The organism is Virgisporangium aliadipatigenens, from assembly GCF_016863615.1.
In the GTDB taxonomy this organism is placed as follows: domain Bacteria; phylum Actinomycetota; class Actinomycetes; order Mycobacteriales; family Micromonosporaceae; genus Virgisporangium; species Virgisporangium aliadipatigenens.
The window spans coordinates 185,302-207,128 of the sequence record NZ_BOPF01000004.1 but is presented as its reverse complement, the minus strand read 5'-3'; the positions used below and the strand labels follow the sequence as shown (position 1 = coordinate 207,128).

The 21,827-nt window shown below is 72.1% G+C and carries 20 protein-coding genes and 1 pseudogene; 9 read left to right on the top strand and 12 right to left on the bottom strand.

Annotation, left to right across the window (positions count from 1 at the left end):
• Positions 1-461: 461 nt before the first annotated feature.
• From Val02_RS48545 to Val02_RS07495, 4 genes and pseudogenes are all read right to left on the bottom strand, one after another.
• A pseudogene (locus Val02_RS48545) lies at positions 462-1,094 on the bottom strand (NADH-quinone oxidoreductase subunit C); the annotation flags it as partial.
• Between the two features lie 30 nt (positions 1,095-1,124).
• A complete protein-coding gene (locus Val02_RS07505) occupies positions 1,125-2,456 on the bottom strand; it encodes a DUF2252 domain-containing protein (protein WP_373317867.1) in 1,332 nt (443 codons plus the stop codon).
• Positions 2,457-2,529: 73 nt separating this feature from the next.
• Complete coding sequence (locus tag Val02_RS07500) at positions 2,530-3,036, bottom strand: NADH-quinone oxidoreductase subunit B (RefSeq protein WP_203898180.1); 507 nt, start codon at positions 3,034-3,036, stop codon at positions 2,530-2,532.
• A 226-nt stretch (positions 3,037-3,262) separates the two neighbouring features.
• Positions 3,263-3,547 (bottom strand): MGMT family protein, encoded by a 285-nt coding sequence (locus tag Val02_RS07495; RefSeq protein ID WP_373317866.1) that lies wholly within the window; start codon positions 3,545-3,547, stop codon positions 3,263-3,265.
• A gap of 111 nt (positions 3,548-3,658) precedes the next feature.
• On the opposite strand from Val02_RS07495, the gene Val02_RS07490 reads away from it, so the two are divergent.
• The 4 genes from Val02_RS07490 (at position 3,659) to Val02_RS07475 (ending at position 7,550) form a co-directional block, all read left to right on the top strand.
• Positions 3,659-4,300 carry a TetR/AcrR family transcriptional regulator gene (locus Val02_RS07490; RefSeq protein WP_203898179.1) on the top strand — a complete coding sequence of 214 codons (642 nt, stop codon included), beginning with the start codon at positions 3,659-3,661 and terminating at the stop codon, positions 4,298-4,300.
• A gap of 86 nt (positions 4,301-4,386) precedes the next feature.
• The gene (gene proB / locus Val02_RS07485) at positions 4,387-5,499 is read left to right on the top strand and encodes a glutamate 5-kinase (protein ID WP_203898178.1); all 1,113 of its coding nucleotides are present in this window, start codon (positions 4,387-4,389) and stop codon (positions 5,497-5,499) included.
• Between the two features lie 13 nt (positions 5,500-5,512).
• Positions 5,513-6,769 carry a glutamate-5-semialdehyde dehydrogenase gene (locus Val02_RS07480; RefSeq protein WP_203898177.1) on the top strand — a complete coding sequence of 419 codons (1,257 nt, stop codon included), beginning with the start codon at positions 5,513-5,515 and terminating at the stop codon, positions 6,767-6,769.
• Positions 6,770-6,818: 49 nt separating this feature from the next.
• Complete coding sequence (locus Val02_RS07475) at positions 6,819-7,550, top strand: DUF7873 family protein (protein ID WP_203898176.1); 732 nt, start codon at positions 6,819-6,821, stop codon at positions 7,548-7,550.
• A gap of 420 nt (positions 7,551-7,970) precedes the next feature.
• Here the strand turns inward: Val02_RS07475 and Val02_RS07470 are convergent, their stop codons facing one another.
• The 5 genes from Val02_RS07470 to Val02_RS07450 all read right to left on the bottom strand — a co-directional run bounded on the left by Val02_RS07470 (position 7,971) and on the right by Val02_RS07450 (position 14,574).
• Entirely contained in the window at positions 7,971-8,783 is an 813-nt protein-coding gene (locus Val02_RS07470; RefSeq protein WP_203898175.1) for a prenyltransferase/squalene oxidase repeat-containing protein, read from the bottom strand.
• A gap of 18 nt (positions 8,784-8,801) precedes the next feature.
• The gene (gene moeZ / locus Val02_RS07465) at positions 8,802-9,980 is read right to left on the bottom strand and encodes an adenylyltransferase/sulfurtransferase MoeZ (protein ID WP_203898174.1); all 1,179 of its coding nucleotides are present in this window, start codon (positions 9,978-9,980) and stop codon (positions 8,802-8,804) included.
• 88 nt (positions 9,981-10,068) lie between these two features.
• Positions 10,069-10,842, bottom strand: a complete 774-nt coding sequence (locus tag Val02_RS07460) for a DUF3152 domain-containing protein (protein ID WP_203898173.1) — start codon at positions 10,840-10,842, stop codon at positions 10,069-10,071.
• Between the two features lie 5 nt (positions 10,843-10,847).
• A complete protein-coding gene (locus Val02_RS07455) occupies positions 10,848-11,816 on the bottom strand; it encodes an alpha/beta fold hydrolase (protein WP_203898172.1) in 969 nt (322 codons plus the stop codon).
• 40 nt (positions 11,817-11,856) lie between these two features.
• Entirely contained in the window at positions 11,857-14,574 is a 2,718-nt protein-coding gene (locus Val02_RS07450) for a hypothetical protein (protein ID WP_203898171.1), read from the bottom strand.
• 243 nt (positions 14,575-14,817) lie between these two features.
• Here Val02_RS07450 and Val02_RS07445 point away from each other — a divergent pair, with 243 nt between their 5' ends.
• The gene (locus Val02_RS07445) at positions 14,818-15,468 is read left to right on the top strand and encodes a TetR/AcrR family transcriptional regulator (RefSeq protein ID WP_203898170.1); all 651 of its coding nucleotides are present in this window, start codon (positions 14,818-14,820) and stop codon (positions 15,466-15,468) included.
• Between the two features lie 73 nt (positions 15,469-15,541).
• Positions 15,542-15,769 carry a DUF3107 domain-containing protein gene (locus Val02_RS07440; RefSeq protein ID WP_203898169.1) on the top strand — a complete coding sequence of 76 codons (228 nt, stop codon included), beginning with the start codon at positions 15,542-15,544 and terminating at the stop codon, positions 15,767-15,769.
• Positions 15,770-15,835: 66 nt separating this feature from the next.
• Here Val02_RS07440 and Val02_RS07435 read toward each other — a convergent pair whose 3' ends face one another.
• A complete protein-coding gene (locus Val02_RS07435; protein WP_203898168.1) occupies positions 15,836-16,486 on the bottom strand; it encodes a ferritin-like fold-containing protein in 651 nt (216 codons plus the stop codon).
• 253 nt (positions 16,487-16,739) lie between these two features.
• Here Val02_RS07435 and Val02_RS07430 point away from each other — a divergent pair, with 253 nt between their 5' ends.
• The 3 genes from Val02_RS07430 (at position 16,740) to Val02_RS07420 (ending at position 20,666) form a co-directional block, all read left to right on the top strand.
• Positions 16,740-18,476, top strand: a complete 1,737-nt coding sequence (locus Val02_RS07430; RefSeq protein ID WP_203898167.1) for a DEAD/DEAH box helicase — start codon at positions 16,740-16,742, stop codon at positions 18,474-18,476.
• 75 nt (positions 18,477-18,551) lie between these two features.
• Positions 18,552-19,559: an MBL fold metallo-hydrolase gene (locus Val02_RS07425; RefSeq protein ID WP_239152521.1), complete on the top strand. Its 1,008-nt coding sequence runs from the start codon at positions 18,552-18,554 to the stop codon at positions 19,557-19,559.
• 12 nt (positions 19,560-19,571) lie between these two features.
• Positions 19,572-20,666, top strand: a complete 1,095-nt coding sequence (locus tag Val02_RS07420; protein WP_203898166.1) for a class I SAM-dependent methyltransferase — start codon at positions 19,572-19,574, stop codon at positions 20,664-20,666.
• On the opposite strand, the gene Val02_RS07415 is transcribed toward Val02_RS07420, so the two are convergent.
• Entirely contained in the window at positions 20,647-21,603 is a 957-nt protein-coding gene (locus Val02_RS07415) for a DUF8832 domain-containing protein (RefSeq protein WP_239152520.1), read from the bottom strand. The genes Val02_RS07420 and Val02_RS07415 overlap by 20 nt on opposite strands.
• Entirely contained in the window at positions 21,596-21,814 is a 219-nt protein-coding gene (locus tag Val02_RS07410) for a heavy-metal-associated domain-containing protein (RefSeq protein WP_203898165.1), read from the bottom strand. The genes Val02_RS07415 and Val02_RS07410 overlap by 8 nt, the downstream gene beginning before the upstream one ends.
• Positions 21,815-21,827: the final 13 nt, after the last annotated feature.

The window sequence follows — 21,827 nt, the reverse complement described above, 5'->3', positions numbered from 1 at the left end:
GCCGCTGACGCATCGCCCCTGGGTCCGGCCGCCGCATTCTCGCCGTCCGGGGCCGGCGCTGCCGTCCGGCCCGGAGCGTCCGCAGGCGCGGGCTCCGCGTCGGTGGGCACGGCCGGAACCTCCGCCGGTGCGACAGACGCCATCGTCGCCGCGGCAGCGGCCTCCGTCGGCACCGGCGCGCCGTCCGCCGTCGGCGCCTTCTCCGGCTCGCCCGCGGCCGGAGCGGCATCCCCGCGCGGCGCCCTGTCGGCCCGCGCCGGACGGACCGGCCGCTCGACGGCACCCTCGCGCCCGGCCCGCTCAGCAGCAGCCCCACCGGCGCCCTCGCCCGGCGGCACCTCCCGCCGGACCGGACGGACCGGACGCTCGACGGCACCCTCACCCCCGGCCGGCTCCGGCGCGGCGCCGGTAGCCCCGTCCCGTGCCGGCCGCGCCGCGGGACCCCGTGCGGCGGGCGCTCCCGCGCGCGCCCCTCGAGCCGGACGGGCCGGCGCCGCCGGTACCTGCCCCTTCAGCGGCCCCCACTCGTTGGGATCCGGCACGCCGGGCGGACGCATCGGCTGACGCTTGGCCGGCCCGGCGCCGCTCTCGCCGGGCTCCTTGGCCCCCGGCCACGGCTTGGCCACCCGCGTCGCCAGCACGAACTCTTTGCGGAGCGGATGCCCCTCGAACTCCTCCGGCAGCAGCAGCGGCGCCATCCCGGGATGGCCGGGAAAGTCGATCCCGAACATCTCGTGCGTCTCCCGCTCGTGCCACGCCGCGCCGGGGTAGACGTCCACGACGGACTCGATCGCCGGCGCCGCCCGATCGGTGATCCGGGTCCGCAGCAGCACCCCGTGCCGCGCGGCGCTCGACCACACGTGGGCCACGACGGTGAATCCCTCGGCCTCCTCGTCGACCGCGGAGAGCCAGTCGAAGAAGTCGAGTCGCAGCTCGCCGTCGTCCCGCCCGGCGACGGCCGCGTCCCGCCACCTACCCGGGGGAACGTCGATCGTCGCCCGCGCCCACTGCGAGCCGCCGGAGACCGTGGTCACCACGTCGGAGCCGTCCGCCAGCAGTGCGGCGAACCGGCTCCCGATCTCCTCCGGCGTCATGACGCAAATCGTACGGACCGGCGGACCGGCTCAGAGCCCCGGCAGCCGGCCGTTGCGGAACAGGTCCACGAAGGTCTGGTGATCCTCGCGCGCCTGCGCCCCGTACTCGTGCGCGAACTCGACCAGCATCCGCTCGAATCCGGCGGCGTCCTTGTCGACCCGCCGCACGATGGCCTCCTCCGTGGAGTAGTTGACCAGGTTGTGCTCGGACTCGTCGTCGGCGACCGAGTGCATCCGCGCGGTGGCGAGCCCGAGGTAGCGCACCACCTCGGAAAGCTCCTCCGGCTCGTTGACGTCGGACCAGTCGAGGTCGGCGGCGTAGGGCGAGACCTCGGCGACGAGCTGGCCGACACCACCCAGCTCGGTGTAGCCCAGCCACTGGTCGGCGTACGCCTGGAGCGCGCGCTGCGACTCGGCGGTGCGGTGCCCCTGGTGTCGGAAGTACGACCGGACCCGCTCGTCCTGCACGAAGCGCGACACGGCCGGGACCTGCGCCTGCTTCATGTAGACGATGATGTCGTTCTCCAGTGCCTGGGTGTGCCCCTCCAGCAGCAGGTTGTACGAGGGCAGCCCGGCCGAGCCGATGCCCACGCCCTTGCGCAGCACGACGTCCTTGACGTTGAACTCCTGCGGCCGGTCCAGCCGGTCCGGCGGCAGCGTGCCCAGGTAGTCCTGGAACGCCGCACAGACCCGCTCGTGCGTCTCCGCGTCGACCTCGTACACCCCGTCGCGCACCTGGAACTTGCGCTCGTAGTCCTCGATCGTGGTCTGCTCGTCCAGCATCGCGGCGCGGGTGTGCAGCCGGCTCTGCTGGAGGACCTGGTGGATCACCCCGTCGGTGTTGTCCAGGGTCAGCGAACCGATCGCCTCCTCGCCGCCGCGCACGACCGCCTGCAGCTCGGACAGGTAGGTGCGCGCGTAGGTGCCGACCAGGTCGCTGATCACGTCGTCGGAGAGCGCCTTCGCGTAGCCGATCAGCGCGATGCTGGCGGCGAAGCGCTTCAGGTCCCAGGTGAACGGCCCGACGTAGGCCTCGTCGAAGTCGTTGACGTTGAAGACGAGCACACCTTCGGAATTCATGTAGGTGCCGAAGTTTTCGGCGTGCAGGTCGCCGTGGATCCAGACCCGACTGGTGCGCTCGTCGAGGAACGGGTCCTCGGTCCCGTCGACATCGGAGTAGAACAGGCACGCGCTGCCCCGGTAGAACGCGAACGGCGACGCCGCCATCTTGCGGAACTTGCGCCGGAACGCGCCCGGGTCGAGCGCCATGAGCTCACCGAATTCGGCCGTCAGCACCTCGACGATGCGCTCGGCCCGCTGATCACTGGTCACCCGGGGAACGGTAATCCAGGGGTGCGACATTCGGGGGCCACCCCGTTATCCACAGGCTCGAAATGAGAGTTGACCCCCTACGAGCCCACCGAGCACTCTCGTCTCACATCCCTTCCGGGTGCCGCGGGTCGGGCCGTTCGACACCGCCGATCCCGGACTGCTCAGCGGCGATCTTTTCCTGAAGACGAAGGATTCCGTGCAACAACGCTTCCGGCCGTGGGGGACAGCCGGGCACATACACGTCGACCGGGATCAGTTGGTCGACGCCTTTGGTGACGGAATAGGAGTCCCAGTAGGGGCCTCCTGAGTTCGAACACGCTCCGAAGGAGATGACGTACTTGGGCTCGGGCATCTGGTCGTACAACCGCTTGATCGCCGGCGCCATCTTGTCGGTGACCGTTCCGGACACGACCATCAGGTCGGCCTGCCGGGGGCCGTGGGCGAAGGGGATCACCCCGAGCCGCATGAAGTCGTGGCGCCCCATCGAGGCCGCGATGAACTCGATCGCACAGCACGCCAGACCGAAGTTGAAGACCCAGAGGGAGTACCGGCGACCCCAGTTCAGCACGAAACGGATCGGCTCTCCGAGCACTCCGGGAAGTCCCGCCATGCCGTCAATCTACTGCCCGCATCCCGTACACCGCCCGCGCCCACGACGACCACCCCGCGCGCCCGGCGGCCGTCGCACCGCACGACGCCCGAGACGACCACCGGCGCGCGGCACCCGTCCCTGTCCACAGACCCCTGACCGGTCAGCCGGATCAGGCTCCCCGACCGACTGCTCAGCCACCAGGTGCCTCAGCTCCACCCCGGGCCCAGGCCTTCCGGCCCGGAAACTAGTCCGGCCACCATTCCGCGAGGTGAACGTCCACCCGGTCCCCCCGAAGCGGGGTGCCTTCCGAGCGCAGACGTTGCAATGCCTCTTCTTCGTGGCCCGGCACCACTCGACCGTTGGCGGCGACCACCCGATGCCATGGCACGCCACCGCCGTATCTGGCCATCACCGTGCCGACCTGACGGGGGCCGCCGCGCCCGAGGTACTCGGCGATGGCTCCGTAGGTCATGACGCGTCCCGGTGGGATCCGTTCCACCACCGTCAGTACCGACTCGACGTACTCCATGGCCGGCACAGCATAGGCCGCCCACCGCACCGGCGATCACCACGTTCGTCGTGCCGTGGACGGGCACCACCACATCCGCACGTTCACATAGAAAAAGGCGCTGAAGAGACAATGACGTCACCATCGGCCGTGCCCGGCAGCGAGCGTTCCCTCCGTTCCGACGCGCTGCGCAACCGGATCCGCATACTCGTCGCCGCCGAGTCGGTGTTCGCCGCGAAGGGCCTCGACGCGTCGACCGACGAGGTCGCCCGGCTCGCCGGCGTCGGCATCGGCACCCTGTACCGGCACTTCGCCACCAAGGACGCCCTGCTGGACGCGGTGTTCGCGGGTCGCATGCAGCGCCTCGTGGACCGGGCCGACGACCTGGCCCGCGAGTCGGACGCGGGACGGGCGTTCTTCGACTTCTTCGCGGGGCTGCTCGGCGAGAGCCCACGCGACCGGGTGTTCACCGACGCGCTCGCCCGGGCGGGCCTGGACGCGGAGGCCGCCGCCACCCGTCCCGACAACCCGCTGCACATCGCCATGGCGCAGCTCCTCGAACGGGCGCAGCGCTCCGGCCAGGTGCGCCCGGACGTCAGCGTCCCGGACCTCGTGTCCTCGATGTTCGGGCTGGTCCACGCGATGCGCCACGCCGGCACGGCGACGCGGGTACGCCTCCGGACGCTGACCATCGTCGTCGACGGCCTCCGCCCGCCGGCCGGCACCCAGCGCCGCGTCAAGGCTTCCGTGCCGGTGGGCAGGCGGCGCCGGTGAGGCGGGCGACACACCTCGGGCGGGCGCCACCCGAGGACTGGGAACCGATGCGTGCTTTGGGCGGCGGACCGGCCAGAATGGGCGGCGTGCGGGCACAGGTGACAACGGCACGCCGGATCGTGGTCAAGGTGGGGTCCTCCTCGCTGACCACAGCCGCCGGAGGACTCGACCGGGCGCGGGTCGACGCGCTGGTCGACGCGCTCTCCGGTGGGCGACCGTCGCCGCCCGAGGTCGTGCTCGTCTCCTCCGGCGCGATCGCCGCGGGGCTGGCACCGCTCGGCCTGGCCCGCCGCCCACGCGACCTCGCGACGCAGCAGGCCGCGGCGAGCGTCGGTCAGGGTCTGCTGATGCGGGCGTACACCGAGTCGTTCGGCCGCTTCGAGCGGGTCGTCGGGCAGGTGCTGCTGACCGTCGACGACGTGACCCGACGGGCGCACTACCGCAACGCGTACCGGACGCTGCGGCGCCTGCTCGACCTCGGCGCCGTCCCGATCGTCAACGAGAACGACACGGTCGCCACCGAGGAGATCCGCTTCGGCGACAACGACCGCCTCGCCGCCCTCGTGGCCGCGCTCGTGCACGCCGACCTGCTGGTACTGCTGTCCGATGTGGACGGTCTCTACACCGGCAATCCGGCGGCACCGGGCGTCACGAGGGTCGACGAGGTGCGCGACTTCGAGGCCGACCTCGCCGGTGTCTCCGTCGGACGGGCGGGGCGCGCGGGTGTCGGCACCGGTGGCATGGTGACGAAGGTCGAGGCCGCGCGGATCGCGGCGCACTCCGGCATCCCGGTCGTGCTGACGGCCGCGCCGCAGGCCGCCCGCGCGCTCGCCGGCGAGGAGGTCGGCACGCTGTTCCACGCCGTGCAGAAGCGGCCGGCGGCGCGGCTGTTCTGGCTGGCGCACGCGACCGCTCCGCGCGGCCGGCTGACCCTCGACGCCGGTGCCGTGCGCGCCGTCGTCGACCGCCGCGCGTCATTGCTGCCCGCCGGCATCGTTTCCGTGGACGGGCTCTTCACCGCCGGCGACCCGGTGGACCTGGTGGACGAGGTGGGCCGGGCCGTCGCCCGCGGCCTGGTCAACTACGACGCCGTCGAACTCCCCGACCTGCTCGGCCGCACGACGGTCGACCTCGCCGCCGAGCTGGGGCCGGGATACGAACGCGAGGTCGTCCACCGCGACGATCTCGTTCTTCTCTAACGGAGGTACGCACATGTCCGTCATCGAGCAGGCGCAGCGCGCCCGGGTCGCCGCCGCACGGCTGGCGGTCGCCTCCCGTAAGGAAAAGGACGCGGCGCTGCGGGCGCTGGCGGACGCGTTGGAGGCACGCGCGGCCGAGGTGCTGGCCGCCAACGCTCAGGACGTCGCCGCCGGCCGCGCAGCCGGCATGTCGGACGCCCTGGTCGACCGGCTCTCGCTCACCGAGGCGCGGATCCGCGGGATGGCGGGCGGGCTGCGGCAGGTCGCCGGGCTGCCCGACCCCGTCGGCGAGGTCCTGCGCGGGTACACGCTGCCCAACGGGTTGGAGCTGCGGCAGATCCGGGTGCCGATGGGCGTCGTCGGGATCGTGTACGAGGCACGGCCCAACGTGACCGCCGACGCGGCGGGGCTCTGCCTCAAGTCGGGCAACGCGGTGCTGCTGCGCGGTTCGGGCACGGCCGCGCACTCCAACGCCGCCATCGTCGCCGTGCTGCGCGAGGCGCTCGCCGCGAGCGGGCTGCCGGCGGACGCCGTTCAGCTGGTGGACGCGAGCACGCGCGAGAGCGTCAAGGAGCTGATGCGCGCCCGCGGGCTGGTCGACGTGCTGATCCCGCGCGGCGGGGCGGGGCTGATCCGTTCGGTCGTCGAGGAGTCGTCGGTGCCGGTGATCGAGACCGGGATCGGCAACTGCCACGTCTATGTGGACGCGGCCGCGGACCTGCCGACCGCGCTTGCCATTCTGTTGAACGCCAAGACGCACCGCCCCTCGGTCTGCAACGCCGCCGAGTCCGTGCTGGTGCACGCCGACGTGGCCGACGAATTCCTCGCGCTCGCCCTGCCGGCCCTGCGCGACGCCGGCGTGACGGTCCACGGCGACGCGCGCACGGTGCGGGCCGGGCAGGCTGTGGGCGTTCCCGTGGAAGAGGCGAACGACGACGACTACGCCGCGGAGTACCTGTCCCTGGACCTGTCGGCGGCGGTCGTGGAGTCGCTCGACGCGGCCGTGGCCCACATCGGCCGGTACGGGTCGGGGCACACGGAGGCGATCGTGACCGGGTCGCAGGCGGCGGCGCGGGAGTTCGTGGCGCGGGTGGACGCGGCGGCGGTGATGGTCAACGCCTCGACGCGCTTCACCGACGGCGAGGAATTCGGATTCGGCGCGGAAATCGGAATCTCGACGCAGAAGCTGCACGCGCGCGGACCGATGGGGCTTCCCGAGCTGACGTCAAGTAAGTATGTGGTTACCGGCGACGGTCAAATTCGTTTGTGAGCCCTTGCGCCGGGGTCCTAATGTGTGCCGGACGCCGGAGGTGAGCGCGATGACCAAGCTCAATCAGATTATTGCCGTGGAAAAGGGCATCAAGAGTCGTTCCTTTCAGGAGCTGACCGATGCCCACCAGGCCGTTCAGAAGCCGTCGCTGCTCTCGGGTATCGCGCGGACGTATCAGCCCAAGGACGAAGAGGGCGAGCAGTTGCCGCCGGAGTCGACGCGGGTGCAGATCCGCAGCGACGAGGTGCTGCGCGACATCGCCGTCTCGTTGACCCGGCTGTTCGACGTCACCGCGAGCAAGGACGCGACCAACTGTGTGGCCCGCGCCGACGTGAAGCTGGACGGCGAGGTGCTGCTGGCCGATGTTCCGGTGACGCACCTGCTGTTCCTGGAGAAGCAGCTCACCGACCTGCACACGTTCGTGAAGAAGCTGCCGGTGCTGGACGCGGCGGAGGCGTGGGGGTTCAACGAGTCGGCGGACTGCTACTCGACGGAGCCGGTGCGCACCATCCGGACCCGGAAGGTGCCGCGCAACCACGTGAAGGCGGAGGCCACCGAGAAGCACCCGGCGCAGGTCGAGGTGTACTACGAGGACGTGGCGGTGGGTTACTGGACCACCGTGAAGTTCTCCGGTGCGCTGCCGGCGAAGCGGGTGTCGGAGTTGCTCGGCCGGGTGGAGAAGCTGCAGCAGGCGGTGAAGTTCGCCCGCGAGGAGGCCAACAACGCATCCGTCGTGGACCGTAAGGTGGGTGACAAGATTTTCGGCTACCTCTTCGCGTAGCCGATTCAGGATCCTCCGTTCTGAGCAAACGGAGGTGCGCTATGGAGCGCAAGCTGAAACTGAACGATTCAGCCTGAACCGCGGTGACCAGTGAGGGTTCGAGTCCCTCCCCCGGCATACAGCGTCATGGAAGGCCCGGGCCGGGGTAGCCCAATTGGCAGAGGCTAAGCCGCATAAATCTCAAGCTATCGCTCCAGATTCAGCATTCTCCGTCGATCGCCGGATCGACCGGACGCGGACGGGAACATGAGGGCGCGGGCTCGTATCCCGCCGGCCGCTCTTCGTGCGGCCGTAGCTCAGTGGCAGAGCGCATGTTGTGACAACTGAACCGCGTTCTTTAAACGTGCCGGCGACGTGAATGGCGGAAAAACGAGGCCCGGGAGCTGGACAGGCTCCCGGGCTTCACCGAATCATGGCGCGCTAGCTCATCGCGCGGATGGCGGTCAGCGTGGTGTGCACGTCGAACGCCCGCCCGTCGTCGCTCTCCCACGCGCCGTCGGGCCGCTGCGTCTCGGTCAGCCGGCGCCGCGCCAGCTGCACCACCCAGTCGTCGTCGGCCACGCCCACCCGCCGCAGCGCGGCCGCGAGGGAGGCGGTGTCGCCGGGCGTCATGCCCGGCACCCGCTCGGCGAGGATCACCTGGATCTGCGCCGACTCGTAGTAGAGGCCGGAGTAGAAGAGCAGCGCGCATCCGAGCCAGCCGGCGGCCAGGTACGACGGCCATTCGCCGTGCGGCCCGAGGCTGGCCCGGAACGCCTCCGCCGCGAGCCGCACATTGCCGGCGTACGCATAGTCGGCCTGATCCCCGTAGTAGCGCGACGGCGGTGCGGCGACCGCCAGCCAGAACGCCGCGTTGACGGTCAGGTACACCGTCGCCTCGGGATCGCCGGGCTGCGCCCACTGCGGCGCCTGCGCGGCGAGGGACTCGTCCTCCTGCCAGGCGCCCTCGGGGCTCTGGCGGCTCGCGAGCCACCGCAGTGCGGCCTGGGCGACGGGCCGGTTGAGCGCGCCCAGGTCGACCAGCTCCGAGAGGCGGTAGCAGGTGGCGTCGACCGACGGGACGGCCGAACTGGCAAGCGCCGGCCAGCCGCCGTCGGGCAGGTCCCCGAACTCGGCCTTCTCCAGTACCTGCTCGGACGGCTCGGTGCCGGAGCGCAGGTAGCTCAGCCTGGCCCGATCCACCACGTCACCATGCGCGACGACGTATCCGATCGCGGCTTCCACGTCGACCATGAGGGGTACCCGCTCCTACTAGTAGACCGGGAGGGAGGGGTCGACCTGCTTCACCCAGGCGACCACGCCGCCCTGCACGTGAACGGCGTCCTTGAAGCCGGCGGCCTTGACCGCGGCGAGCGCCTCGGCGGAACGCACCCCCGACTTGCAGTGCAGGACGATCTGCTTGTCCTGGGGCAGGTCGGCAAGCGCGGAACCGTTGAGGATCTCGCCCTTGGGGATCAGCACCGAGCCGGGGATCTTGACGATCTCGTACTCGGCGGGCTCCCGTACGTCGATGATGGCGATCGACTTTCCGGCGTCGATCCACTCCTTCAGCTCGGGAGCGGTGATCGTGGAGCCGGTGGCGGCCTCGGTGGCCTCCTCGGAGATCGCGCCGCAGAAGTCGTCGTAGTCGATGAGCTCCGTGACGGTGGGCGCCTCGCCGCAGATGGCGCAGTTGGGGTCCTTGCGAACCTTGATCTTGCGGTACTCCATCTCCAGGGCGTCGTACACCGTGAGCCGGCCGAGCAGCGGCTCGCCGATCCCGGTCAGCAGCTTGATCGCCTCGGTGACCTGGATGGCGCCGATGGAGGCGCACAGCACGCCGAGCACGCCACCCTCGGCGCAGCTCGGCACCATGCCGGGCGGCGGCGGCTCCGGGTACAGGCAGCGGTAGCAGGGGCCGTGCTCGGCCCAGAACACGCTGGCCTGACCGTCGAACCGGTAGATCGAGCCCCACACGTACGGCTTCTTCAGGAAGACGGCCGCGTCGTTGACCATGTAGCGGGTCGCGAAGTTGTCGGTGCCGTCGACGATCAGGTCGTACTCGGCGAAGATCTCCATGACGTTGTCGTTGGAGAGCGCCTCGTTGTGGATCCGCACATTGACGTACGGGTTGATCTCGCGGATCTTCGCCGCCGCGGACTCCGCCTTGGGCCGGCCGATGTCGGACTGGCCGTGGATGATCTGCCGCTGGAGGTTGGACTCGTCGACGGTGTCGAACTCGACGATCCCGAGCGTGCCCACGCCGGCCGCGGCCAGGTACATCAGGGCCGGTGAGCCGAGTCCGCCGGCGCCGACGCAGAGCACGCGCGCGTTCTTGAGGCGCTTCTGTCCGGCGACCCCGACATCCGGGATGATCAAGTGGCGGGAATAGCGCCGGACCTCGTCAACGGACAGGTCGGCGGCGGGCTCGACCAGCGGCGGCAATGACATGCGACCCATTCTGCCCCGCGGATGCGTGATCGTGCGGTGACGTCCCACACCAGGCCTGCGGGAATTTATCGAGCTGAGGCCTGCTGTGTCAGCCGCCGAGGACGGTCGGGCCCCGGTAGCGCTTGCCGTCGACGTAGGGCCAGCCGTTGGCGACGCAACCGGAGAGTCCGTAGGTCTGCTGCTGCATCACCGGTGCCGGCTTTCCCGGGCCGGGGCAGCTCTCGTGGCCGTAGCCGAGTTCGTGGCCGACCTCGTGGTTGATCACGTAGTCGCGGTACACGCCCACGGGCGCCTTGTAGTTGGGCACCGAGCCGACCCAGCGCGCCAGATTGATGATCACCTTCCCGGAGAGCCGGCACGACGCGAACTGTTCCGTGCGCAGGCCGCCGGTGGCGCACATCCGTTCGGAGGTGACCGGGGTGGCGAGGTAGATCGTGAAGTCGGCGGACTCGCCGTCGGGAACGCGTTGCAGGCGCAGCTCGCCGCCCGCCGTCCAGCCGCGGTAGTCGGTGAGCGTGCGGTCGACCGCCTGGGCGAACTCCGCCAGGTCCTGCCCGCTGCCCTTCTCCACCGCGACCCGGTACTTCTCCAGGCGACCGGCCTCCCCGCGCACCGGCGTGCCGGCGTCGATCGTGGTGAAGCTGCCGGTGCCGGTGCGAGCCACGCTCGGCGTGACCCGTGGGGCGCCGGACGCCGGCCCCGGCCCGATCCGCCGCGGCAACGGCTCCTGCCGCACCTCCGGCGAACCGCCCGCGATCGGCGCGATCACCCCGGTCTCGTGGCCCGTGGAGCGGACGGCCACCCCGATCATGACCCCGATCCCGACGGCCACGGACAGCCAGAAGACGGACCTCGCGTTCATGACGCTCAGGCCGCCGCCGCGGCCGTGGACTCCAGCTCGTCGAGCATGCCGATGACGGCCCGCGCCACGACGGTGGGGCGTTCGAGCATGGCGACGTGGCCGACTCCGCCGAGCGTGAGCAGGCGACTGTCCGGAACGGCCCGCGCCACCTGGTACGGCACGCGGATGTCGACCAGCTTGTCGGCGTCGCCGCCGATGACCAGGGTCGGCGCGCTGATCCGTCGGGCAATCTGCCAGATGGAACCGGCGCCGGGCAGGTACGCCCGCACGAAACACGTGACGAGCCCGCGCAGGGTGCGCACGTAGGCGTCGGCGTACCACGGAACGGTGTACCGCAGCTCGATCTCCTCGCGCGCCTCGGCACGCCGCTGCTCCGGTATCCGCGAGACGTCGCCGACGCAGGCGGCGAGCACCATGCGGGCCATGTCGTCGGGCGGGATCATCCCCATCCGCCAGCCCACCAGCCGGTGCGCCTGCGGCAGCAGCGCGAACGGCACCACCGGCCCCTGCGCCGAGCGCCGCGGGTCGAGGAACGGCATCGCCGGCGAGATCAGCGTGAGCGTGCGCACCAGGTCGGGCCGGATGCCGGCGACCCGGACGGAGACGGCCCCGCCCATCGAGTTGCCGACCAGGTGAACGGCGCCCCGACCGGAGTGCTCGATCCACCGGATCACCCGGTTGGCCAGCGCCTCGATCGTGTAGCGGCGCGCCGGTGCGCTGTGCCCGAACCCGGGCAGGTCGATGGCCTCCCCGTCGAACCGGTGCGCCAGAAGATCGGCCAGGTCGGTCCAGTTGGCCGCCGAGCCCCCGAGCCCGTGCACGTAGAGCGCCGGTTCGGCCGACTTGCTCCGGGCCGGTGTCCGCCGCACGAACGTCTTGGCCCCGTCGAGCAGGACGGCCTCGCCGGGCCACGGCGGCGGAAGGGGCACGGACGGCGTGACGGCGTCATCGGGTGCAAGGCGAGCACGTTTCACCACACCAGTGTCGCCGATGCACCGCCCGATGAACGACGAGTTACGACAAAAGGGCTTCCAGGCGACGATTCACCGCATCGAGCGTGGCGCGGATGACCGCCTGCCGGCCGTCGCCGGTCACGATCGCCGAGCCGGAGAGTTGCTCCACCCAGCCGCCGCAGACCAGCAGCACCACCACGACACCGACCTCGACCCCGCCGAACGGCACCACGGCCGTGTGCTCCACGAAGCAGCGCCCCTCGGGAAGGCCGCTCGCCGAGTCGACCAGCAGGTCGTCGAGCGCCCGGGCGGTGGCCGCCGCGCAGAGCCGCAGGATGTAGCCGTCGACCGCCGGCCCGGCGACCGTCCCCTCGGCGGTGACGCCGTCGGCCTCCAGCTTGACCGTGACCGAGGCGTCGAGCCCGCGCGTCTCGGCGGAGAAGTTGACCAGCCGCACGCGCGGGAGCGACGCGGGCGTCGGCAGCGGCTGCGGCCCCGGGGACTCCACGGCGACGCGGGGCTTCTGCGGGGGGCGTTCGGCCTCGAAGCGGCGGTCGCGGGGGCGCCGGCCCTTGCCGTCGCGCGGGGTCGCCGGGCGCGGCACACTGCCGAACCGGACCGCGTCCGCCGGGCGGGGCGCCTCCCCCACCTTCGGAAGATCGGCGAACCGGCTCAGGTCCAGCTCCGGCTTCGGCGCCGTCCCGGAATCCCCGGGCTCGCGCCGGGCGTCGTCCGGGTCGGTGCGTTGCGGTGGGACCGTGTCGCGCACCGAGTCGTCGAACGCGATGGAGCCGTCGTAGTCGACCGGTGCCGGGCCGGCGGATCCGTTGAGCCCGGGTGCGTGTCCGGCCCCGTTGAGCCCACCGCCCCGGCCCGGCTCACCGAACCCCGGCTCGGAGAAGGCCGACGTGCGGTAGCCCGGCTCGACGAAGCTCGACTCGGAAGGCCTCGGCTCGGCGAAGGGCGGCTCGCCGGCGCCCGGCTCGGCGTAACTCTGCTCGGTGAAGGGCGGCGGCGTGGCCGGCACACCCCCTACCCGGTAGACGTGCGGGTTGGCGCCCCGCCCGGCCTCCGGCTCGTCGTCGTGCTCCGGGCCGGCACCCGCGACCGGTGCCATTCCCGCGGCGTCCGACTCCTCGGCCGGCTCACGCTCGGGGCGCCGCCCGGCGATCGGCCCGTCCGCGTCGGCGTCGACCGGTCCGGCCCCGAACGGCTCACGCGTCCCGGTGTCGCGCGCGGGCTCCTCCGGCGCGGCCTCGTCGGTGTCGCCGGTGGGCCGGCTCAGGTCGTCGCGCAGCACCCGTGCGGCGAACGGGTAGGGCTCGTCCTCACGCCGTTCGACCGGATCGTCGGCACCCACGACGGACGCCGGCTCGCGCGGCGGGTCCGGCCGCAACAGCGGCGGAACCGGCAACGGCGTCACGGTCGCCGACGGGCGCTCGTCCTCGGGGTCGCCCTGCGGCGCCCACGCGGCGTCCTCGTCCTCGACCGGCTCGGGCGCCGGCGCGACGGGTGCCGCCGTGCTCGGCTCGGCGGCGAGCCCCATCTGCTCCTTGAGCAGGCGGGCCACCTCGCGGCTGATCTGCGCCGGGTCGGCGTCGTCGGCGAGCTCCAGGCGGAGCGTCGGCACACCGGCCTCGTTGGTGCGGATGGCCGCGTCGCGGACCCCGGGCACCACCTTCACGGCGTCCACCACGCTCGGGAAGTGGAACCCGTCCGGCCGGTCGTGCTCGGCCTCCTCCTCGTCGCGGTCGTCGCGGAGGAACGTCGAGATGCGTTCGAGCGCGGGGGTCTCGGCCGGGCCGCCGTCACCCGCGAGGATCTCCTCGCCCGGCACCACGGGAACGTCCGGCTCGGACGGCGTGCGGCGGGGCAGCACGGCCGCGACCGGCTCCGCGGGCTCGGGCGACGGGGGCTCCGGCGGCTCGGGCGGCAGCGCGGCGGAGGCCCGCCAGGCGCTCTCCGACCAGGAACCCTCGGACCAGGAGTCGACCCACGCGTTGCTCGGCAGCGCGGGCTCCGGAACGATGTCGTCGGCCGGCCGGGCCGGCTCGGGCGCGACCGGCGGCGCCACGGGGACCAGCAGGTCGGGGCCGGTGCCGTTGGTGCCGTTGGCGGCGCGGCGCGGCGCGAACCCGTCGAACCCGCCCTCGGGCATCGGGCGCACGGCCGGCTCCGACTCGCCGGCCGGGCGGCGGTTGCGCCCACGCGAGTACAGGCGGTCGCCGGAGAGCCGCTCGCCCCGGCGGCCGTTGCCGTGCGGATCGTCGTGCGGCGGCAGGGCGGCCGGCGACGACCCGAAGCGCTCCGCCCCGAACGGCGGGTCCGGCGTGTAGGCGTCGCGGGAGGGCTGCTCCTGCTCGAAAATCTCGGGGCCGGTGGGCGTCGCGTCGGGGCGCACCGTGCTCGGCGGCGTCGTGGTGGCCCAGCTCTGCGCGACCCAGTCGGTGTCGGCGGGCGCGGGCGGAACGCTCCGGTCGGGGTCGGCCTGCTGCTGCGGCGGTGCGGGCGGAGCGGCCGGCGGGGCCGGGGCGACCGGCGTGTACCGCACCTCGGTGGTCCAGCGCTCGCCACCGGGGCCCTGGGGGTAGTGGTGCACGGGACGGCGGCCGCCGGACTCGTCCATCCGCGGCGGGTGGGCCAGGCCGGGAACCTCCGCGCGTCCTCTTGCGGCCGGTGGATCGGCCCGTCCCTCGTCCCCTCTGACCTCGCCGTACCGGTCGTCGGGTGCCTCGTCGGCAGGGATCGCGCCGTTCACGGGTTGTCGCCAGGACGGCACCAAAGCCTCCATCGTGGGGTCCGATCCGTGCTCCGGCCGGGGGCCGGCGGGCGGGCGGGAACGCTGGCGAGCATAATGACCGTCGTCAATCGACTGCCCTGTCCGCTCACCGTGCGCTCCTTGCGTCGCCTCCGGTGAGGCTACCGTGTGCACCGGAAACGGGTAAGTTGCTACAACGGCCAACCTCGACGTCCCCACCCCCGGGGGCACGGGCGGCCGATGTGGACCTTGGGGAGGATCGGAATGACCTCGGCTACGAGCGGTGCCCAGGCGACCGGTCGGCCGGTGCGTCTGCCCAGGTCAGCGCGGCGCAAGCAGCTCCTGGCCGCGGCCCAGCAGGTGTTCGTGCAGCACGGCTACCACGCCGCGGCGATGGACGAGATCGCCGAACGCGCGGGCGTGTCGAAGCCTGTCCTGTATCAGCATTTCCCGGGAAAGCTGGAGCTGTACCTGGCGCTGCTGGACACGCACTGTGACGCACTGAACGCCCGGATGCGGGACGCGATGGCCACCACGACGGACAACAAGCAGCGCGTGCGCAACACCACACAGGCCTACTTCGATTTCATCGACCACGAGTCGGAGGCGTTCCGGCTGGTGTTCGAGTCGGATCTGCGCAACGAGCCGGCCGTGCGGGAGCGCGTCGAACGCGTCGAGGCGCACAGCATCTCCGTCATCACCGACACGATCATGGCGGACACGGGGGTGAGCCGGGCCCGCGCCGAGATCCTCGCGGCCGGGCTGGTCGGTGCCGCCGAGACGGCCGCGCGGTTCTGGCTCGCGAGCGGTCGGCGGGTCGAGAAGGGCGAGGCCGAGCAGCTCATCTCCGCGCTCTCGTGGCGGGGCATCGCCAGTTTTCCGCTGCAAGGTGAACAGCAGGGCGACCAGGCCTGACCGCGTTAGCCTTTCCACGGCAGTAGGCTTTTCGACACAGCCCGCGTGTGTTGTTTCATAGGAGGAGGAGTCCGTGGAGGTCAAGATCGGCGTTCTGCACACCCCGCGGGAGCTGGTTATCGACAGCACCGCTACGCCGGCAGAGGTCGAGAAGGCCGTGACCGAGGCGCTCTCCGACGACGACGGTGTGCTCAGCCTGGTCGACGAGAAGGGCCGGCGGATCATCGTGCCGGTCGCCAAGGTGGCCTACGTCGAGATCGCCGAGGCGTCGCAGCGCAAGGTCGGGTTCACCGTCAGCTGACGTTTCGACACGTGTGTGACCGATGGGTCGTTCCTCGACGGGACGGCCCATCGGTCGTATCGGCGGTCAGTTGTTCAGGCCCACGGCGGTCATGCGGGCGGTGTGGTCGGTGGTGAGCCGCTTGAACAGCGCCATCAGCCCCGCCTGGTCGCCGACCTCGGCGGCGATGAGGCCGATGAGTTCGGCGCGGTCGGCGGCCACCCGCTGGGCCTGCGAGAGCGCCTCGCCGGTCAGCCGGCGGGCCCACATCGAGAGCCGGTTGGCCACCCGGGGATCCGCCGCGATCGCCGAGCGGATCTCCTCCGCCGCGAACTCGGAGAACCGGGACTCGTGCAGCACGTCGAGCACCAGTTCCCGATCGGGTGAACGCAGGAACGCGGCGATCTCCCGGTAGAAGTCGTCGGCGAGCCCGTCCCCCACGTACGCCTTGGTCAGCGCCTCCAGCCAATCCTTCGGGTCGGTCTGCTCGTGATATTCGTGCAGCGCCGGCACGAACGGCTGCATGGCGGCCTCCGGGTCGACGCCCAGCTGGCGCAGCCGTTCGGCCAGGCGGCAGTAGTTGTCGATCTCCCGGGCGGCCATCTCGCTGAGCATGGCGCGGCGGCGCAGGTCGGGAGCGAGGCGGGCGTCTGCCGCCATCCGGTCGAACGCGAGCAGTTCGGCATAGGCGAGAACACCGAGCAGGTCAACCACGGCGGGGGCGACGGATTCGGACACGAGCGCAGGCTACTCCCGCCGCCGTCGCGCTCGCTCTGCTGTCTGGCGTACCGTCAGGTAGGATGTAACGAAAAGCCGCACGATGACCTGCCTAAACCCGGGTCCCCGTGCCACGCGAGAGGCCCATCCGCGCGCCCCGCGTCACCCGAGAGATCGACCGCCAGGAGCACGAAGCACGCCTGGTAGCCGATGAAAACCGAGCGCACCCGCACCATCCGGGGCGCTCCCGCGAGGAAGACACCCCGATAACTCCATGACGATCGAAGAAATCGAGGGCGGAGCCGCATCCGAAGCGCTCGCGCCCACCGCTCCGGTTCGACCGGAAGCCCCGACATTCGCCGAGCTCGGCGCCCGCGAGGAGACCGTTCAGGCCCTGGCCGCCGCCGGCATCACACACGCCTTCGCCATCCAGGAGTACGCGCTGCCGATCGCGCTGCGCGGCGTCGACCTGATCGGCCAGGCCCCGACCGGCACCGGCAAGACGCTCGGTTTCGGTATCCCACTGCTCGAACGCGTCGCCTCGCCCGCCGAGGGCGCGGACGGCAAGCCGCAGGCCCTCGTCGTCGTTCCCACTCGCGAGCTGGGCATCCAGGTCGCGCGGGACATCGCGGCGGCCGGCAAGACCCGCGGCGTGCGGGTCATCGCGCTGTACGGCGGCGTGGCCTACGAGCCGCAGACCGCCGCGCTGACCAAGGGCGTCGAGATCGTGGTCGGCACGCCCGGCCGCCTGCTCGACCTGGCGAAGAGCAAGCAGCTGCGCCTGGACGGCGTGCGCGCGCTGGTCCTCGACGAGGCCGACCGGATGCTTGACCTCGGCTTCCTGGAGGACGTCGAGAAGATCCTCTCGATGCTTCCCGCCGAGCGGCAGACGATGCTCTTCTCCGCCACGATGCCCGACCCGATCGTGGCGCTGGCGCGGCGGTTCCAGCGGCAGCCGGTGACGGTGCACGCGGGCCACGACGTCAACACCGGCCCGTCGCCGCACACCAAACAGCTGTCGTACCGGACGCACTCGCTCAACAAGGTCGAGGTGGTGGCCCGCATCCTCCAGGCGGAGGGGCGCGGCCTCACGATGATCTTCACCCGGACCAAGCGGGCCGCCGACCGGCTGGCCGAGGACCTGGACTTCCGCGGGTTCGCGGTCGCCGCGGTCCACGGCGACCTCGGTCAGGGTGCGCGGGAACGCGCGCTGCGGGCGTTCCGCGCGGGGAAGATCGACATCCTGGTGGCGACCGACGTGGCGGCCCGCGGGCTCGACGTCACCGGCGTCACGCACGTCATCAACTACGACTGCCCCGAGGACGCCGACACCTACGTGCACCGCATCGGGCGCACCGGCCGGGCCGGCGCCACGGGTGTCGCGGTGACGTTCGTGGACTGGGAGGACATGCCGCGCTGGCAGCTGATCGACAAGACGCTGCAGCTCGACACGCCCGAGCCGCCGGAGACGTACCACACGTCGCCGTGGCTGCTGACCGACCTGGACATCCCGGAGAGCACCGGCGGCACGCTGCCGACCGCCGACCGTACCCGTAGCGGCCTCTCCACCGAGGTCCTCGAGGACGTCGAGGGCAAGCGTGGACGCGGCCGGGGCCGCAGCCGTGGGCGTTCGACCGGATCTGAGGAACGCGCCGCGACTCCGCGCACCCGACGGCGGCGCCGGGTGACCACGGACGGGGACGTCGTCGAACCGTCGACGGACGCACCCGAGGCGGTCGAGGGCACCGACACCGATGAGGCCGCGCCCGGCCGGCGCCGGTCCCGCTCGCGGCGCCGTCGCCGCACGTCGGCGGCCGAGGGCGGCGGGGCGGTGACGGACGCCCCGGACACCCGGGACACCTCCGACACGATCGACCTGTCGACGGTCGCCGTGACCCAGGCGGTCTTCTCCGACAGCGACGGGGAGTCCACGCCGCGGGCCCGCCGGCGTCGGCGTCGGCGGCCGGAGGGCGGCGCCGCGGAGGTCGCCGAAACGGGCGACAGCGAGTAGCCGCCGACACGTCGGGACGCCACACGGGCGCTGTGCGATCCGTGTGGCGTCTCTGTCTGCGGGTAACGTCGATCCGTGGCCGTCTTCGACCCCCGGCGGGTACGCAAACAGCTCGAACGCAACCGGCAGACGCACGGCGGCCGGGACTGGCCGGCGTCGTTCAAGGATCGGCTGACCGAGCCGCTGCCGGGGCTGCGCATGGTGCTGCGGATGATGCGCGAGCGCCGCAACAGCGGCCCCAGCCTCGCCGACGCCAGGAACATCCCGGTGCGCCGCGCCGACGCCCTGCCGCCCGTTCCCGCCGACCGGGCCGCGGTCACCTGGGTCGGGCACGCCTCGTACGTCGTGCGGATGGGCGGGCGCACGATCCTGACCGACCCGGTGTGGTCGCGACGGATCCCCGGGGTGCGCTCGCGGCTGACGCCGCCCGGCGTGCGGTGGGAGTCCCTCCCGGAGATCGACGCCGTGGTGATCAGCCACAACCACTTCGACCATCTCGACGCGCCGACGATCCGGCGACTGCCGCGCACCACGCCGATCTACGCGCCGGCGATGCTGGGCTGGTGGTTCCGGCGGCGGGGGTTCACCACGGTGCACGAACTGGACTGGTGGGAGGCGCTCGACCTGGGTCCGGTGCGGCTGGAGTTCGTGCCGGCGCACCACTGGAGCCGGCGGGGGGCGTTCGACACGTGCAAGAGCCTGTGGGGCGGCTGGGTGCTGTCCAGCGGGGAATTCAAGATCTACTTCGCCGGGGACACCGGGTACGGGCACTGGTTCGCCGAGATCGGTGCGCGCCATCCGGACATCGACCTGGCGCTGCTGCCGGTCGGGGCGTACGAGCCGCGCTGGTTCATGCGAGCGGTGCACACCAATCCGGCCGAGGCCGTGCGGGCGTGTCTCGACCTCGGTGCGCCGCGGATGGCGGCGATGCACTGGGGGACGTTCATCCTGTCGGCGGAGCCGCTGCTGGCGCCGGTCCAGGAGGCGATCAGGGAGTGGGAGTCGGCGGGGATGCCGAGGGACGACCTCTGGGACCTGGCCGTCGGCGAGACCCGGCTGCTGCCCGCCGGGCCCGACTCATGAGGGGGACCACGCGTGCCTGAACCGCTCTCCGATGCGCTCGATCGGCTTCGGACGCTGCTGCTGGATCAGGAGAAGCTGGTGCGGGCGGTGGCCTCCGGGCGGCGGCGCAACGCGGTGCCCGCCGTGGCGCGCGCCGAGCTGAAGCCCGTCGCGCTCAGGGGGCAGCGGCGCATCCAGCTCACCACCTCCGACGGCGTCCGGCCGACCGTGCGCAACCTCGACGGGGCGTACCTGTCCACAGTGGACGAACTGCTGGCCGAGCCGTTCGGCAACTGGCACGTGGAGACCGCCGACGAGACGGTGCAGCTGCGGGTCACCAAGCGCGGCGAGGCGCAGGTGCACCGTTCGGCGGTGGCGCGGGATCCGGCGGCGGGTGTGCACGACCGGCCGAAGGAACATCTGATCCCGCCGGACGACCCGCTGTTCGACGTGATCGGCGGCAACGCGGCCAAGCGCCGGCAGGTGGACGCGTTCCTGCGGGCGCTGGACGCGACCGTCGACCGGCCCGCGCACGTGGTGGACCTGGGCTGCGGCAACGCGTACCTGACGTTCGCGGCGTACCGGTACCTGAGCGAAAGAAACCCGGCCGTCACGGTCACCGGCGTGGACGTACGGGAGGACCAGCGCGACCGCAACACCGCCCTCGCACAGAAGTTGGGCTGGGACAACCTGCGCTTCACCGCGGCGAGCATCGCGTCGGTCCGGCCCGAACCGGAACCCGACCTGGTCCTCGCCCTGCACGCCTGCGACACGGCCACCGACGACGCCCTCGCGCGGGCCGTCGAGTGGAACGCCCGCTGGATCCTCGCCGCCCCCTGCTGCCACCACGACGTGGCGACCCAGCTGCGCAACCGCCCCGGCCCGCTCACCCGGCACGGCATCCTGCGCGAACGCTTCGCCGACGTCCTGACGGACGCGCTGCGCGCCGAGATCCTGGGCCGGCACGGCTACCGCGTGGAGGTGGTGGAGTTCATCGACTCGGCGCACACTCCCCGCAACGCGCTGATCAAGGCGACCTACGCGGGGACCGCGACGACCGGGGACCTCGCCGCAGAGTGGGCCGTCACGCCCTACCTGGAGACGCTGCTCACGCCACCTGCACCGTGAACGCCGCCGTGCGCACCACCCCGCCGGTGGAGAAGTCGAAGAACGCCCGGTAGCGCCCCGGCCCCGGCGCCGACACCCAGAAGCGCACGCCGTTGTCGACGAGCTGCTCGTCCGGGTGGACGTGCAGGTAGCCGAGGTCCGACTCGCGCACCACGACCAGGTGCCCGAACGCCCCCAGATACCGCTCCAGCTGCGCCGGCGCACCGCCCTTCGTCACCCGGGCCGTCATCGGTGCGGCGCTGCCGATCTTGGGCGCGCCGGTGAGCGTGACGGACAGGTCCTCGACGGTGGCCGCGGTCGCCGGCCCCGGCAGCGGTTCGGGCGCGAACGCCCCCGCCGCCGTCAGCTGCACGCCGAGCACGAGCGCGAGCTGGCGGCCGCTGTTCTCCGACATGGTGAAGTCGGCGTACATGCGGTAGCTGCCGGGCGCCCCGAGGGTCAGCGGCACCGTCCAGTACCCGTCGGTGCCCAGCTCCGGGTGCAGGTGCTGGAAGCCGCTGAGGTCGGCGCGCACCACGATCAGGTGCAACTTCTTGTCGTGCACGGTCTCGTAGCGCAGGACCGGGCCGTACGGGCCCTGCACGGCGAAGCGCATCGGCTGCGCCGTTCCCACGGGAAAGGTCGTGGTGTCCGGGACGAGCGTGTACTGACCGACGGTGGCCGAGAGCCCGGCGGCGGCCGCGTCCTCGGGGCCGTGCGAGTGCCCGGCGGCCGGCTGCTGGCCCTGGGCCCCGGGCAGCCGGCTCCCACCGGCGGGGACGCCGACCACGGGGTCGCCCGAGTCGGGGGCGGGCACCGACACCTTGCCGATCGAATATCCCGCCAGCAACGCGAGCACCACAGCGACCGCGAAGATCGCACCGCGCTTGGCCGCCGAGTCGAACAGGCCCGGCGCGCGGGCCGCCGCCGGCCGCGGCGGTGCGGCGGTCTCAGGCACCGGTCTCGACCAGCGCGTATCCGGCTTCATCGATGGCGGTGCGCACCTCGTCGATCGGGAGCGGCCCGCCGCTCTGCACGGTCACGACGCCGGTGGCGACCTCCACCCGCACGTCGTGCACCCCGGGCAGCCGGGTCAGCTCCTCGGTCACCGCGGACGCGCAGTGCCCGCAGGTCATCCCCGTCACGGTGTACGTCGCAGTCGTGGACACGGGTTCACGATAC

Coding starts and splice junctions, on each gene's coding strand:
- Val02_RS07505 (WP_373317867.1), bottom strand. CDS start 2,456: ATGTCGCACCCCTGGATTACCGTTCCCCGGGTGACCAGTGATCAGCGG.
- Val02_RS07500 (WP_203898180.1), bottom strand. CDS start 3,036: ATGGCGGGACTTCCCGGAGTGCTCGGAGAGCCGATCCGTTTCGTGCTG.
- Val02_RS07495 (WP_373317866.1), bottom strand. CDS start 3,547: ATGGAGTACGTCGAGTCGGTACTGACGGTGGTGGAACGGATCCCACCG.
- Val02_RS07490 (WP_203898179.1), top strand. CDS start 3,659: ATGACGTCACCATCGGCCGTGCCCGGCAGCGAGCGTTCCCTCCGTTCC.
- Val02_RS07480 (WP_203898177.1), top strand. CDS start 5,513: ATGTCCGTCATCGAGCAGGCGCAGCGCGCCCGGGTCGCCGCCGCACGG.
- Val02_RS07475 (WP_203898176.1), top strand. CDS start 6,819: ATGACCAAGCTCAATCAGATTATTGCCGTGGAAAAGGGCATCAAGAGT.
- Val02_RS07470 (WP_203898175.1), bottom strand. CDS start 8,783: ATGGTCGACGTGGAAGCCGCGATCGGATACGTCGTCGCGCATGGTGAC.
- moeZ (WP_203898174.1), bottom strand. CDS start 9,980: ATGTCATTGCCGCCGCTGGTCGAGCCCGCCGCCGACCTGTCCGTTGAC.
- Val02_RS07460 (WP_203898173.1), bottom strand. CDS start 10,842: ATGAACGCGAGGTCCGTCTTCTGGCTGTCCGTGGCCGTCGGGATCGGG.
- Val02_RS07445 (WP_203898170.1), top strand. CDS start 14,818: ATGACCTCGGCTACGAGCGGTGCCCAGGCGACCGGTCGGCCGGTGCGT.
- Val02_RS07430 (WP_203898167.1), top strand. CDS start 16,740: ATGACGATCGAAGAAATCGAGGGCGGAGCCGCATCCGAAGCGCTCGCG.